We start from the raw sequence: 13,534 nt of genomic DNA, 5'->3' as shown, positions 1-13,534 counted from the left end.
TGTCTTGAGGTCATGACTGAACAGAACGCACACCACACCACCCGCGTCGTCGTCATCGGCGGCGGATACGCCGGCGTCCTCGCAGCCAACCGGCTGCGGCAGCGTCGCGGCGTCGACATCACCCTGGTCAACCCGCGCCCGGAGTTCGTCGAGCGCATCCGGCTGCACCAGTTGGTGGCCGGATCCGACGACGCCGTCGTCGACTTCGCCGACATCCTCGGCCCCGGTATCGAATTGGTGGTCGACGCCGCCACCCGCATCGACACCGCCGCCCGCCAGGTGGAGCTGTTCACCGGCGCACCGCTGCCCTACGACTATCTGATCTACGCGGTCGGCAGCGGATCGGGCGGACCGAACGTCCCCGGCGCCGACGAATTCGCCTATCCCATCGGCGATCTCGAGGAAGCCAAGCGTCTGGCCGCCAGGCTCGACGAGCTGCACTACGGCGCCCCGGTGTGCGTGGTCGGTGCCGGGCCCACCGGTATCGAGACCGCCGCCGAGCTGGCCGAGCAGGGCCGCACCGTCACGCTGGTGTGCGGGCCGGTGCTCGGCCCCTACCTGAGCACGCCCGGACGCCGGTCGGTGACCAAGCGGCTGCGCAAGCTCGGTGTCGAGATCGTCGACGGGCCCGGGGCCATGGTCGGGGCCGTCGAGTCCGACGCGGTGCTGCTCGACGGCGGCAGGCGCCTGCCCAGTGCGGTGACGATCTGGACCGCCGGCTTCGGGGTCCCGGATCTGGCGTCGCGGTCCGGGCTGCGCACCGACGCGATCGGACGGCTGCTCACCGACGAGACGCTGACGAGCATCGACGACGGCCGGGTCGTGGCCGCCGGCGACTGCGCGGCGCCGTCCGGTGAGCCGCTGCGGATGAGCTGCCAGGCCGCGCTGCCGCTGGGCGCCCAGGCCGCCAACACCGTGCTGGCCCGCATCGCCGGTGAGCCGCCGGCACCGATCCGGCAGGCGTTCACCGGGCAGTGCATCAGCCTGGGCCGCGGCGCGGGGACCATCCAGATCGCCCGCACCGACGACACCGCGCTGCCGCTGTACATCGGCGGCTGGACCGCGGCGAAGATCAAGGAAGCGATCTGCACGGCCACCGTCAGCGGGCTGCGCCGCGAGGCCCGCAAACCCGGGGCCTACGTGTGGCTCAAGGGCGGCAACCGGACCGGTGCCGAGGCGGCGGCGGTTAGATGAACGCCGCCGACGAGCACGCCGAGCGGTTCACGGCCCTGCGGCCGCTGCTGTTCACGATCGCCTACGAGATCCTCGGTTCGGCGACCGAGGCCGACGACGTGCTGCAGGACGGTTACCTGCGCTGGGCGGGCGTGGATTTGACGCAGGTGCGCGACACCAAGGCCTACCTGGCCCAGCTCGTCACCCGGCAGGCGCTGAACACCCTGCGCAGCCAGGCCCGCAGGCGGGAGGACTATGTGGGCCCGTGGCTGCCGGAGCCGCTGCTGCTCGACGACACCGACGCGTCCTCGGATGTGGTGCTCGCCGAGTCGGTGTCGATGGCGATGCTGGTGGTGCTCGAGACGCTGAGCCCCGACGAGCGCGCAGTGTTCGTACTGCGCGAGGTGTTCGGCTTCAGCCACGACGAAATCGCTTCTGCGGTAGGCAAATCCACGGCCGCGGTGCGCCAGATGGCGCACCGCGCCCGCGAGCACGTGCACTCCCGGCGCAAACGATTCGAGCCCGTCGAACCGGCGAAGTCCGAGCAGATCACCACGCAGTTCCTGGTCGCGGCCGCCACCGGCGACCTGGACGGGCTGATGGCGATGCTGGCCCCCGACGTGGTGTTCACCTCCGACAGCGACGGCAAGGTCAGCGCGGCGCGTCGGCCGGTGCTGGGTGCCGGGAAGGTGGCCAGGCTGCTGATCGGCCTGATGAGCCGGGCCGGGTCGGAGTACCGGGTGGAACTCGCGTCCTACAACAGCGCGCCCGCGGCGATCGTGTATCGCAACGAGCGCCCGGACAGCGTGTTCCTGATCGAGGTGATCGACGGCAAGATCACCAACTTCTACGCGATGCGCAACCCCGAGAAGTTGGCATCGGTGACCGTCCCCCGCGAGATCAGCCGGTAGCACCGCGACTTTGCGTCTGCCCGGCGCAGCCGTCACGCTTAAGCGATGCGCATCGAGCGGCTTGGCGACATCGGCACCGCCGCCGACGTGCTGCGGGCACTGGCCGCCGCCGCGGCCCGCCGCGGGCTGCCGCCGCCTGCGGCGTTCACCGGTGACTGGTTCGGTGCCGGGGCGGTGATCGCGCCGAGTGTGGCGATCCTGCCCGTCGATCCGGCCGACGTCTTCGCCGTCACGCCCGGTGCGCGTCGCGACGCGGTCGGCGGCGGGTGGATCGGATACCTGTCCTATCCCGACGCCGCGGCCGACGGGCGCGGACCTCGGGTTCCCGAAGCGGCAGGCGGCTGGACCGACTGCGTGCTGCGCCTCGACCACGACGGCTGCTGGTGGCACGAAAGCCTCACCGGCACAACGATCCAACCCTGGGTCAGTGCGGCCATCACCTCTCCGGCGGTCTCGCAGTCCTGCGAAATTATCTGGGGTGCAGCCGATTTCGACGCGCATCAAGCCGGCGTGCAGGAGTGCCTGTCGGCGATCGCCGCGGGCGAGGTCTACCAGGCGTGCGTGTGCACGCAGTTCACCGGCACGGTCGCCGGCTCGCCGGTGGACTTCTTCGCCGACGCCGTCACCCGCACCACCCCCGCGCGGGCGGCGTACCTGGCCGGCGACTGGGGCGCGGTGGCGTCACTGTCGCCGGAGCTGTTCCTGCGGCGCTCCGGCGACGGCGTCACGTCCAGTCCGATCAAGGGGACGTTGCCGCTGCACGCCGACCCGGCACTGCTGCGGGCGTCGGTCAAGGACGTCGCCGAGAACATCATGATCGTCGACCTGGTGCGCAACGACCTGGGCCGCGTCGCCGACGTAGGCACCGTCACCGTGCCGGAACTGCTGGCCGTGCACCCCGCCCCCGGGGTGTGGCATCTGGTGTCGGCAGTGGCCGCGCGGGTGCCCGCCGCGATGCCGACCTCGGCAGTACTGGCCGCGACGTTCCCACCCGCGTCTGTCACGGGGACGCCCAAAACCCGCGCACGCCAACTACTTTCGACCTGGGAGCCGCGGCGGCGCGGCGTCTACTGCGGCACCATCGGGTTCGCGTCACCGATCGCCGGCTGCGAACTCAACGTCGCGATCCGCACGGTGGAGTTCGACGCGCACGGCTGCGCGGTGCTGGGCGTCGGCGGCGGCATCACCGCCGACTCCGACCCGGTGGCCGAGTGGCAGGAATGCCTGCACAAGGCGGCGCCGATCCTGACACCGGTCGTCGTCTAGGTGCGGGACCGAAGCACCGCGTCGTAGAGGTCGCGGCGCGACGGCGCGCCAGGGTGTGCGTCGATCACCTGCGCGCAGGCGTCCTTGACCCGCATACCCTCGTCGACCAGTGCGGTGACCTCGGCGACCAGGGTTGCCACGTCGGCCACCGGCCGGGCGCCTTCGAGCACCACGGTGATCTCGCCGAGCACCTTGTCGTCAGCCCAGTCGGCCAGGTCGGCCAGCGACCCGCGCAGGACTTCCTCGTGGACCTTCGTCAGCTCCCGGCACACCACCGCACGGCGCTGCCCGCCGAGCTCACCGACCGCGTCGCGCAGCGTGTCCGCCAGCCGCCGCGGCGACTCGAAGAACACCGTGGTTCGCGGCTCGGCGGCCAGGCCGGCCAGCCAGGCGCGGCGGGCGGACTGTTTACGCGGCGCGAAGCCCTCGAAGCAGAACCGGTCCGACGGCAGGCCGGAGACGGCCAGCGCCGTGGTCACCGCCGACGGTCCGGGCAGGCACGACACCGGCACTCCAGCGTCAATGGCCGCGGTCACCATCCGGTAGCCGGGGTCGTTGATCAGCGGCATGCCGGCGTCGCTGACCACCAGCACGGTGGCCCCGGCCTTGATGTCGTCGATCAGCCCGGGCACCCGGGCCGCCTCGTTCTGGTCGAACAGGCTGACCACCCGGCCAGTGATCGTCACCTCCAGCGACTGCGCCAGGGTGCGCACCCGCCTGGTGTCCTCGGCGGCCACGATATCGGCGCTGGCCAGCGCGTCGACCAGCCGTTTCGATGCGTCGGCGGGCTGTCCCAGCGGCGTCGCCCCCAGGATCAGTCGGCCGGTTGTCATGCCCCAGAGCTTACGATCGACACCGATGACTGCCACCGCCGACGACCTGGCCGCGCACCCGCGCACGGTTCCCGTCATCAGTCCGGGGCCGCTGGTGCCGGTCGCCGACTTCGGTCCGCTCGACCGGATCGAGGGCTGGGCGGCCACCGCCGTCGTCACCGCGCTGGCCGCGCTGACCCGGTTCGCCAACCTCGGCTCCCCCACCGACGCCGGCACCCCGATCTTCGACGAGAAGCACTACGCGCCGCAGGCCTGGCAGATGCTGCACAACTACGGCGTCGAGGACAACCCCGGCTTCGGTCTGGTGGTACACCCGCCGGTCGGCAAGCAGCTGATCGCGATCGGTGAGGCGCTGTTCGGCTACAACGGCGTGGGCTGGCGGTTCACCAGCGCGGTGCTGGGCGTGATCCTGGTGGCGCTGGTGGTGCGGATCGTGCGGCGGATCAGCCGCTCCACCATGATCGGCGCGATGGCCGGGCTGTTGCTGATCGCCGACGGCGTCAGCTTCGTCGCGGCCCGCTCCGCGCTGCTGGACGGCTTCCTGACGTTCTTCGTGGTCGCGGCGTTCGGGGCGCTGATCGTCGACCGGGACCAGATGCGCGAACGCATGCACAACGCGCTGCTGGAGGGACGCATCGCGGAGACGCCGTGGGGTCCGCGGCTCGGGGTGCGGTGGTGGCGGTTCGGCGCGGGCGTGCTGCTGGGCCTGGCGTTCGCGACCAAGTGGTCCGGGCTGTACTTCATCGTGTTCTTCGGCGCGATGTCGCTGGCGTTCGACGTCGCGGCGCGGCGGGCCTACCGGGTTCCGCGGCCGTGGTTCGGGGTGATCCGGCGCGACCTGGGCCCGACGGCATACGTGTTCGGTCTGATCCCGTTCGCGGTGTACCTGGCGTCGTACGCGCCGTGGTTCTCCTCCGAGACCGCGGTCAACCGCTACGAGGTCGGCGAATCGATCGGCGAACGGCAGTGGTTCCAGCCGCCGGATGCGATCCGGTCGCTGTGGCACTACACCTACAAGGCGTACCACTTCCATTCGACGCTGACGAACTCGGCCGGCAACCACCACCCGTGGGAGTCCAAGCCGTGGACGTGGCCGATGTCGCTGCGGCCGGTGCTGTATGCGATCGACAACCAGAACGTGCCGGGCTGTGGTGCCACGTCGTGCGTCAAGGCCGTCATGCTCGTCGGCACGCCTGCGATGTGGTGGCTGGCGGTGCCGGTGCTGTTCTATGCGGCGTGGCGGGCATTCGTCCGCCGCGACTGGCGCTACGCGGTGGTGCTCACCGGTTACTGCGCCGGGTTCCTGCCGTGGTTCGCCGACATCGACCGGCAGATGTATTTCTTCTATGCGGTGCCGATGGCGCCGTTCCTGGCGATGGCCATCGCGCTGATACTCGGCGACATCCTGCACGCGCCGAACCAGAACGCCGAACGCCGAACGCTCGGGCTGATCGTGGTCAGCGGCTACCTGGCGCTGGTGATCACGAACTTCGCCTGGCTGTATCCGATCCTGACCGGCATCCCGATCTCGCAGTCGACGTGGAACATGGAGATCTGGCTACCCAGCTGGCGGTGAGCCGGCCGGGCAGCCCGATCGTCAGAGCCCGAGGACCGGCTTGAGGGCCTCGGCGACAGCCGTGAGCCGCCCCGGGTGGTAGCCGTCGATGTTGGTGACCGCGCTGAGAATGACGCCGTCCACACCGGCGTCGAGAATTCGGGTCTTGATCTGTTCGGCGATCTGCTCGGGGCCGCCGAAGACCGCCTGCTGCTTGAAGTCCTCCGGAATGAAGTCCTCGGTGACGTTCTCGTCGATGACGGCGATTGCCAGCACGCTGGTCTCCAGGGTGCCCGGGTCGCGGCCGATCTCCTCACAGCGCTGCTTGACCACCCCGACCTTGTGCGCCAGTTCGTCAAATCCGGCGATGATGTTGAGGTGGTCGAAATGCCGGGCCGCCAACGGAATTGTCTTCTTCTCGCCGCTGCCGCCGATCATCAGCGGGATGTGGTCGCGGAAGCGGGGGTTGGCGAACGCCTCCTGGGTGCGGTAGTGCTTGCCCTCCACCGTCACTCGCTCACCGCGCAGCATCGGCAGGATGATCTGCAGCGCCTCGTCGAGTTTGTCGAACCGGTCGGTGAAGGTGCCGAACTCGTAGCCCAGTGAATCGTGTTCGAGTTCGTACCAGCCGGTGCCGATGCCGAGGATGGCCCGGCCCTGACTGATGACGTCGAGGGTGGTGATGGCCTTGGCCAGCAGGGTCGGGTTGCGGTAGGTGTTGCCGGTCACCAGGGTGCCGAGCGCGACGTGCTGGGTGGCCGCGGCCAGCGCGCCGAGCGCGGTGTAGGCCTCCATGACCGGGTCCTCAGGGACACCCAGGCCGGGCAGTTGGTAGAAGTGGTCCATCAGGAACACCGAGTCGAATCCGGCGTCCTCGGCCTCACGCGCCTGCGCGACCACCGTCGGAAACATCTCGGCCACACCGGTTCCGTAGGAGAAGTTGGGGATCTGAAGTCCAAGTTTGATTGCCACTCCGGCAACGTAGCCCCGATCAAGCGGGGCGTGCGCTCCGTTTCCCTTTGAGCGAATTCGGGAATACCGCGGTCCCCGCGGATACGAAGCGGGATCTCGCACCCTGGGCCCACGCCGCACCCGTAATGTCGTGGGGCATGAGGAGCCGCGCCGCCGTCGTCCGCGAGCCGGGCGGCGCCTGGTCGGTGGAGGACTTCGAGCTAGACCCGCCGCGCGCCGGTGAGGTGCTGATCCGGATGGCCGCGGCCGGGCTGTGCCATTCAGACGACCACATCCGCAACGGCTTCATGTCCCCGCCCGGTGCACCCACGACGCGGCCACCGACGATCGGCGGCCACGAGGGCTCGGGCGTGGTCGTCGAGGTCGGCGACGGCGTCACCGGCCTGGCCCCCGGCGACCGCGTGGTCACCTCGTTCGTCGCGGTGTGCGGCCACTGCCGCTGGTGCGCCTCGGGCATGCAGTACCTGTGCGACAAGGGCGCCGGGGTGCTTACGCCCGGCATGCCGACCGACGGCACCTTCCGTCATCACACCCTCGACGGGCACGACCTCGGGCACACCTCGAAAATCGGCGCCTTCGCCGAACACACTGTGGTAGCGGCGGATTCGCTGGTGAAGATCGACCCGTCGATCCCGCTGCTGCCCGCGGCGCTGCTGTCGTGTGCGGTGCCCACCGGCTACGGTTCGGCCGCCCACCGGGCCGACATCCGCGGCGGTGACACCTGTGTCGTCATCGGGGTCGGCGGTATCGGAACCGCCGCGGTGCAGGGCGCCCGGATCAACGGCGCCACCACGATCGTCGCCGTCGATCCCCGCGAGGCGCGGCTGACATCCGCGCTCGGCTTCGGAGCCACCCACACCGCGGCGTCGGCCGCCGACGCCATCGACCTGGTGCGGGAGCTGACCCGCGGGGTGATGGCCGACGCCGTGATCGTCGCGCCGTCGGACATCACCGGTGCGGACATCCGCCCCGCGCTGGCACTGACCCGCAAGGGTGGCACCTGTGTGCTGACCGGGATGGCGCGGGCCGGTGCCCAGCCGGTCCAGCTCGACGTGCAGGATCTGGTGCTGATGAACAAGAACCTGTGCGGGACGGTGTTCGGGTCGTGCAATCCACGCTCGGAGATCCCGCACCTGGCGGCCATGTACACCGCCGGCCAACTGCTGCTGGACGAGATGATCACCCGTACCTACCGGCTCGACGACATCAACGAGGCCTTCGAGGACCTGCTGCGCGGTGAGCTGGTCCGCGGCGTCATCGACTTCGGGATCGCCTGAGCTCCATGCCTTCTCCGCTATCGGGTCTGCGCGTAGTCGAGATCGGTGACCGCCTGGCCACCGCCTACGCCGGCAAGCTGCTGCGCGACGCAGGAGCCGACGTGGTGATGGTGGAACCCCCGACTGGCCACCGGCTGCGGCGCTACCAGCCCGCCGGAGTGCCGGCGCGGGAGCAGGAGAGTCCGTTCTTCGCGTTCCTGGCAGGCGGTAAGCACAGCGTCAGCGCCGACACGGTTCCGGCCGAGTTGCTCGCCGGGGCCGATATCGTGATCCTGGGTGCCACCCCGGCTCAGGCCGCGACGCTGGGTCTCGGCGAGGCCGAGTTGGATTCCCTGGCAGCACATTCCGCGGTCGTCACCGTCTCGGACTTCGGCTGGACTGGGCCGTGGACCGACCGGCCGGCCACCGAGTTCACGCTGCAGGCGTGGTGCGGGTCGACGGGATCGCGCGGCGAACCGGAACGGCCGCCCGTCGCCGTGGCGGGCGATCTCGGCGAGTTCGTCGCCGGCAGCTACGCCGCATTCTTCGGAGTGACCGGCCATTACGGCGGCGGCGGCCGCTACGACATGTCGGTGCTGGAAGCCATGACCACCTCGATGCAGGTGTTCTCCTGGCTGCGCAAGGAACTGATGCTGCTCGAGGTGGTCGGGCGTTCCACCGAGGTACCGTCGGTGGAACGGGCCAAGGACGGCTACGTCGGTATCTCGATGGCCACCGGCCAGCAGTGGCAGGACTTCTGCGCGATGGTCGAATGCCCCGACCTCGCCGACATTCCGGAATTGCGGTTCCAGATCGGCCGTTGGGAGCAGCGGGATCTGGTGCGCGCCCGCACCGGTGAGTGGTTCGCCTCACGGACCGTCGACGAGATCGTGGAACTGGCCGCCCTGTTCCGCATCCCGATGGCCGCGATCGGCAACGGCGAAACCCTGCCCGGCATGGATCATTTCGTGCAGCGCGGCTCGTTCGACGACCACCCGGCTGGCTTCCGCGCGCCACGCCCGCCGTGGCGGATGAGCGAGTGCACGCCGCTGCCGGCCGCGCTGCCGCCACCGATCGGTGACACCGGCACAGCCCCGGCGCCGCGCCGCCGGCCACCCGCGCAGGCCGCACCGGGCTTGCCGCTGGCCGGTGTCCGGATCATCGACCTGACCGCGTTCTGGGCCGGCCCGTCGGCGACTCATCTGCTGGCGATGCTCGGCGCCGACGTGGTCAAGATCGAGTCGGTGCAACGCCCGGACGGGATGCGCTTCGCGGGCGGGTTCCGCGCCGACGTCGAACGCTGGTGGGAGTACAGCTGGGTGTTCCAGGGCGTCAACTCCGGTAAGCGGTCGATCACCCTCGACCTCGAATCCGATACCGGCAAGGCACTTCTCGGCCGGCTGGTCGCCGACGCCGATGTGGTGATCGAGAACTTCACCCCGCGTGTCATGGAGAACTTCGGGCTCGGCTACGACGTGCTCAAGGGTTTCAACGAGGCGATCATCGAAGTCCGGATGCCCGGGTTCGGGCTCGACGGGCCCTGGCGCGACCGGGTCGGCTTCGCCATGACCATGGAGCAGCTCGCCGGGTTGGCCTGGCTCACCGGGTATCCCGACGGACTGCCGACCGCCCCGCGCGGCGCGTGCGATCCGCTAGCCGGTGTGCACGCGGCCTTCCTGACCGTCGCGGCCCTCGAGCACCGCAGGCGCACCGGCCACGGCCAGCTCGTCGAGCTACCGATGATCGACGTGGTGCTCAACGCCAGCGCACTGCAGGTCATCGAGTACGACTGCACCGGCGTGCTGCTGAACCGCCGCGGCAACCGGGGCCACGAGTTCGCCGTCCAGAACGTCTACAGCTGCGCCGGGGACGACCAGTGGATCGCGGTCAGCATCCGCCACCGCGAGGACTGGCAGTCCATCAAAGTGGTTCTGGAACAACCACAGTGGAGCCACGGGGTCGACTACACCGAGGACAACGCCGCGCTGATCGACGCCCGGCTGACCGACTGGCTGGCCCAGCGGCCACTCCAGCAGGCAGTCGACGCGCTGCTGGCCGCCGGTGTGCCCGCCGCCCCGGTGGTGCAGCCACCCGAGGTCATCGACAACCCCGCCCTGGGCGACCGCGGGTTCTTCCAGCCCCGTGACCATCCGTTGTGCGGTCCGCTGCCCTACCCGCGGCCACCGGTGACCGGTCAGTTCGTCACCACCGCCGCGCCGCTACTCGGGCAGCACAACAACGAGATCCTCGGCGGCGAGCTGGGATTGACCGATCAGGAGCTCGCCGAACTGGAGGCCGAGGGTGTCATCGGCTTCTGGCCGTCGGGCCTGTAGTGGATCCAGTCGCGCAGCCGCAGCCGCCGGGTGCGGCGGGCATAGTCGAGCTCCTTGTAGGGCCACTGCGTGACGATCCGGCCGCTCGGTGAACGAAAGTAGCTGCCGCACTGGGTCCAGACCGTCTGCTCGAGCTCCGCGCCGATCTCCTCGTTGAACTTCTGCTCGGCCTCCGGCCGCACCTGCAGAACGCCGCCGCGCCGCGCGAGCCGGGCCACCGCATCGGCCACCAGCCGGGCACCGGCCTCCAGCACGTAGACGATCGAGTTGCCCGCCTGATTGGTGTTGGGGCCGTAGAGCATGAAGAAGTTGGGGAAGCCGCTGACGGCGACCCCGAGGTAGGCGCTCGGGTCTTCGCCCCACCGCTCGTGCAGCGAGCACCCACCGGGACCGATCACCTCGATACCGGACAGATAGTGGTTGGTCTGGAAGCCGGTGGCCAGCACGAGCACGTCGATGTCGACCGATTCGGCGTCGGTACGCACCGCCGTCTCGGTGACCGCCCGGATCGGGTCGGTGACCAGGGTGACGTTATCGCGTTGCAGCGCAGCGTAATAGTCGGCGCCGAGCAGCACGCGTTTGCACCGGAACGGATAGTCCGGGGTGAGCGCGGCGCGCAGGTACTCGTCGCGTACCGTGCGGCGCAGGAAGTCCTCGGCGATGCCCTGCCGTCCGACCACCAGCGGATCGTCGGCGCGGGTGGCGGTGTTGTCGTGCTGTTCCTTCCACAGCCGGTAGCGCTCCCGCCGGGCCGCCCAGGGGTTGCGCCGGAACCGGGTGAGCTCCGCGGCGGTGAACGAGCGGTCGTCCTTGGGCACCATCCAGGGCGGTGTGCGCTGGAAGACGGTCAGGTGGGCGGCGCTGGCGGCCAGTTCGGGAACCAGTTGCACCGCACTGGCTCCGGTGCCGATCACCGCGACCCGCTGGCCGTCGAACTGCACTCGGGAATCCCAGCGCGAGGTGTGCAACACCCGTCCGCCGAATTCCCCCAGGCCCCCGATGTCGGGTTGCTTGGGTTCGCCGAACAAGCCCACCGCACTGACCACCACGTCGACGGGAAGGCCGAAACCCGAGCCGGTGGAGACTGATTCGAGGGCGAGGTCCCACTGCTGGACCGTGTCGTTCCAGTGAATGCCGGTCACCCGGGTGTCGGTGAGCAGATGACGTCTGAGATCGAAGTCGTCAGCCACCGACTCCAGGTAGGCCAGGATCTCCGGCTGGTGGGCATAGGTGCGCGTCCAGTTCCGGTTGGGCGCGAAGGAGAACGAATACAGATGGCTCTGGATGTCGCATGCCGCACCGGGATAGGTGTTCACCCGCCAGGTGCCGCCGACACCGTCGCTGCGTTCGATGATGAAGATGTCCTCGACGCCGATCTTGCGCAACGCGACGGCGGCCGCCAGTCCACCGAAGCCGGCGCCGATGATCGCGACGCGGGGCTGGCGGCCCCGGCGCAGCGCTGCCCGGAGCCGGCCGATCCGGTATGTCACCCGCGACCACCCCGGCGGATGTCGAAGCCGTCGAGGTCGCCCCGGTCGCGCCAGCCCGCGAGGATGTCGGCGTATTCGGTTGGGCCACCGTAGAAGAAGCTGCCCTGCCGGGTCTTGGCGTTGGCCTGGCCCTCCCGGTTGTAGTACCCGGGTGTGCACGCGCGGGCGCGGTCGGCGGTTCCGGCCGCGCGCTCGACGACGGTCGATACCCAGTCGTCCTGGGCGGTCGCCGTGGCCTCCAGTTCGGTGACGTCGTTGGCCAGCGCCCAGGCGATGATCCAGGCGACGTGGGATGCCTGGACGTCGAGCAGATAGGGGAAGTTCACCGTGAAGCCGGACTGGGCGATGCTCTCCACGAACAGGTTCGGGAAGCCGGCGACCGCCAGCCCGTGCAGTGTCCGGACCCCGTCCGCCCATGCGCCGGTGAGTGTGACACCGTCGCGGCCCACCACTTCGAAGCCTGTGCGCCTGGCATATTCGGTGCCCACCTCGAAACCGGTGGCGAAGATCAGGCAGTCGAGTTCGTACTCGACCCCGTCGACTACGGCGCCGCGTTCGGTGATGGCCTGCACGCCGTGGCCGTGGGTGTCGACGAGCGTCACGTTGGGACGGTTGAACGTCGCCAGGTAGTCGTCGTGGAAGCACGGCCGCTTGCAGAAGTAGCCGTACCAGGGTTTGAGCGCCTCGGCGGTGGCCGGATCGCCCACGACCGCGTCGACCCGGGCGCGGACCTCCTCCATCTTGGCGAAATCGGCCAACTCGCCGTCGCGCATCACCAGCAGGGTCTTGACGATGGACGTCCACGCGTCGGCGACCAGATCCTCCTCGGCGTCCCCGCCCGCGGTCAGGTGCTGGAAGTTCTCGATGCGCCGGCGCTGCCACCCGGGGCTCAGGGCGGCGGCCCACTGCGGATCGGTGGGCTGGTTGTCACGGACGTCGACCGATGACGGGGTGCGCTGAAACACCAGCAACTGCTTCGCGGCGCGGGCCAGGTGCGGCACACACTGCACGGCCGTCGCACCGGTGCCGATGATGCCGATTCGCTTGTCCGCCAGGCGTTCCAGATCGGTTCCGGTGTAGCCGTAGTCCCACCGGCTGGTGTGGAAGGTGTGGCCGCGGAACGCGGCGATCCCCGGAATACCGGGCAGCTTGGGCTTCTGCAGGTAGCCGTTGGCCATCGAGACGAACCGCGCCCGGATGGCGTCGCCGCGATCGGTGTGCACGATCCAGCGCGACGACTCGGCCTCCCAACGGATCTCGCGGACCTCGGTGCGCAGGCAAGCATCCCGGTACAGGTCGTAGTGTTCGGCGATGCGCCGGCAATGCGCGAAGATCTCGGGGCCCTTGGCGTACTTCTCGGTCGGCAGGTAGCCGGTTTCCTCGAGCAGCGGCATGTATACGTAGGACTCGACGTCGCAGGCGATGCCGGGATACCGGTTCCAGTACCAGGTGCCGCCGACGTCGGCGGCCTTGTCGATCAGCCGGATGCTGCCCACGCCGAGCTCACGCAGCCGCGCCCCGGTCAGCAGCCCGCCGAAGCCGGCGCCGATGACGGCCACGTCGACCTCGTCGGTCAAGGGTGCGCGGGGCGGCGGCGGCCCGGCCCACGGGTCCTCGGCGAACCCGGCGAACTCCCCTGCCACCTCGACGTACTGGCCGATGCCGTCGGGACGCAGCCGCCGGTCGCGCTCCTGCGCGTAGCGGGTGCGCAGGGCGTCGGGGTCGAAAGGCAAAGACGTCACGGT

10 protein-coding genes are annotated in these 13,534 nt (G+C 69.8%); 6 read left to right on the top strand and 4 right to left on the bottom strand.

What is annotated here, in order from left to right:
- Positions 1-12 precede the first annotated feature (12 nt).
- From HBE64_RS04325 to HBE64_RS04315, 3 genes are read left to right on the top strand one after another with little or no spacing between them, the layout of a single operon-like run.
- On the top strand, positions 13-1,194 hold the full coding sequence (locus HBE64_RS04325) for an NAD(P)/FAD-dependent oxidoreductase (protein WP_167098173.1): 1,182 nt from the start codon (positions 13-15) through the stop codon (positions 1,192-1,194).
- On the top strand, positions 1,191-2,084 hold the full coding sequence (locus HBE64_RS04320) for an RNA polymerase sigma-70 factor (RefSeq protein WP_167098170.1): 894 nt from the start codon (positions 1,191-1,193) through the stop codon (positions 2,082-2,084). The genes HBE64_RS04325 and HBE64_RS04320 overlap by 4 nt, the downstream gene beginning before the upstream one ends.
- Positions 2,085-2,129: 45 nt before the next feature.
- Complete coding sequence (locus HBE64_RS04315) at positions 2,130-3,350, top strand: aminodeoxychorismate synthase component I (RefSeq protein ID WP_167098167.1); 1,221 nt, start codon at positions 2,130-2,132, stop codon at positions 3,348-3,350.
- Here HBE64_RS04315 and rsmI read toward each other — a convergent pair.
- Positions 3,347-4,183: a 16S rRNA (cytidine(1402)-2'-O)-methyltransferase gene (rsmI, locus tag HBE64_RS04310; protein WP_167098164.1), complete on the bottom strand. Its 837-nt coding sequence runs from the start codon at positions 4,181-4,183 to the stop codon at positions 3,347-3,349. The two genes, HBE64_RS04315 and rsmI, sit on opposite strands and share 4 nt — an antisense overlap.
- A 25-nt stretch (positions 4,184-4,208) precedes the next feature.
- Between rsmI and HBE64_RS04305 the strand changes: the two genes are divergently transcribed.
- The gene (locus HBE64_RS04305) at positions 4,209-5,759 is read left to right on the top strand and encodes a dolichyl-phosphate-mannose--protein mannosyltransferase (protein ID WP_167098160.1); all 1,551 of its coding nucleotides are present in this window, start codon (positions 4,209-4,211) and stop codon (positions 5,757-5,759) included.
- A gap of 21 nt (positions 5,760-5,780) precedes the next feature.
- Here HBE64_RS04305 and HBE64_RS04300 read toward each other — a convergent pair whose 3' ends face one another.
- Positions 5,781-6,710 carry an LLM class F420-dependent oxidoreductase gene (locus tag HBE64_RS04300; protein WP_167098145.1) on the bottom strand — a complete coding sequence of 310 codons (930 nt, stop codon included), beginning with the start codon at positions 6,708-6,710 and terminating at the stop codon, positions 5,781-5,783.
- Positions 6,711-6,847: 137 nt separating this feature from the next.
- Here HBE64_RS04300 and HBE64_RS04295 point away from each other — a divergent pair, with 137 nt between their 5' ends.
- Together HBE64_RS04295 and HBE64_RS04290 are read left to right on the top strand one after the other, a co-directional pair.
- Positions 6,848-7,987, top strand: a complete 1,140-nt coding sequence (locus HBE64_RS04295; RefSeq protein ID WP_167098142.1) for a Zn-dependent alcohol dehydrogenase — start codon at positions 6,848-6,850, stop codon at positions 7,985-7,987.
- A 5-nt stretch (positions 7,988-7,992) separates the two neighbouring features.
- A complete protein-coding gene (locus HBE64_RS04290) occupies positions 7,993-10,299 on the top strand; it encodes a CoA transferase (RefSeq protein ID WP_167098139.1) in 2,307 nt (768 codons plus the stop codon).
- On the opposite strand, the gene HBE64_RS04285 is transcribed toward HBE64_RS04290, so the two are convergent.
- Positions 10,239-11,789, bottom strand: coding sequence for an NAD(P)/FAD-dependent oxidoreductase (locus HBE64_RS04285; protein ID WP_243841492.1), 1,551 nt, complete (start codon positions 11,787-11,789; stop codon positions 10,239-10,241). The genes HBE64_RS04290 and HBE64_RS04285 overlap by 61 nt on opposite strands.
- Positions 11,786-13,522, bottom strand: coding sequence for an NAD(P)/FAD-dependent oxidoreductase (locus tag HBE64_RS24430; protein ID WP_208300642.1), 1,737 nt, complete (start codon positions 13,520-13,522; stop codon positions 11,786-11,788). The genes HBE64_RS04285 and HBE64_RS24430 overlap by 4 nt, the downstream gene beginning before the upstream one ends.
- Positions 13,523-13,534: the final 12 nt, after the last annotated feature.

Origin of the sequence: Mycobacterium sp. DL592, from assembly GCF_011694515.1 — a bacterium.
GTDB lineage: Bacteria > Actinomycetota > Actinomycetes > Mycobacteriales > Mycobacteriaceae > Mycobacterium.
This window is presented reverse-complemented; position numbering and strand designations above follow the sequence as displayed.

Coding starts and splice junctions, on each gene's coding strand:
- HBE64_RS04305 (WP_167098160.1), top strand. CDS start 4,209: ATGACTGCCACCGCCGACGACCTGGCCGCGCACCCGCGCACGGTTCCC.
- rsmI (WP_167098164.1), bottom strand. CDS start 4,183: ATGACAACCGGCCGACTGATCCTGGGGGCGACGCCGCTGGGACAGCCC.
- HBE64_RS04290 (WP_167098139.1), top strand. CDS start 7,993: ATGCCTTCTCCGCTATCGGGTCTGCGCGTAGTCGAGATCGGTGACCGC.
- HBE64_RS04295 (WP_167098142.1), top strand. CDS start 6,848: ATGAGGAGCCGCGCCGCCGTCGTCCGCGAGCCGGGCGGCGCCTGGTCG.
- HBE64_RS04320 (WP_167098170.1), top strand. CDS start 1,191: ATGAACGCCGCCGACGAGCACGCCGAGCGGTTCACGGCCCTGCGGCCG.
- HBE64_RS04325 (WP_167098173.1), top strand. CDS start 13: ATGACTGAACAGAACGCACACCACACCACCCGCGTCGTCGTCATCGGC.
- HBE64_RS04315 (WP_167098167.1), top strand. CDS start 2,130: ATGCGCATCGAGCGGCTTGGCGACATCGGCACCGCCGCCGACGTGCTG.